At 36.1% G+C, this 534-nt stretch carries 1 pseudogene; it reads left to right on the plus strand.

The window, feature by feature from the left end:
• Positions 1–534: pseudogene (locus CTN07_RS22650) on the plus strand (two-component sensor histidine kinase); the annotation flags it as partial.

Genomic DNA, 534 nt, shown 5'->3' on the forward strand with positions numbered 1-534 from the left:
CCATGTTTGCATCGACAGTGAATTTCTTCCAATCATTGCCGCTAGAATATCGCCATATTGTATTAGAGCAGTTGCGCAATATGGGTGGGACACGTTTTTTTGTGTCGTTTAATGATCAAGAAATCAATATTAAGCCAATAAAAAATACTGAACAAAAAGAAATGGCAGTGTCAGTTTTTAAAACGGTGTTACATGAAAAATTACCTACCCTTAGTAATATTCATGTTGAGTTTTCACGTCCAGAAACGCTGCATGTATTAAAAAATGATATTTTGCTGTCAGATCTACCGCGTTCTTGGGTACATAATACGTTAAGTTTAGAGCCGCTTAATCCCCCCATTTTAGTGGTGCAAATAGAGCTTGATAAAGATCAGTGGTTATATATTGCAGCGCTATTGCCTGCCCCTTATATGATGTTAAAAGATGAGATTATTACGCGTCAGCAAATTATATTTCTCACCTTTAGTACCGTTTTATTACTGCTGTTTACTTACATCATGGTTAGACGACAAACACGACCATTAAAACAATTGG

This window comes from Photobacterium damselae (genome assembly GCF_003026815.1).
Taxonomy (GTDB): domain Bacteria; phylum Pseudomonadota; class Gammaproteobacteria; order Enterobacterales; family Vibrionaceae; genus Photobacterium; species Photobacterium damselae.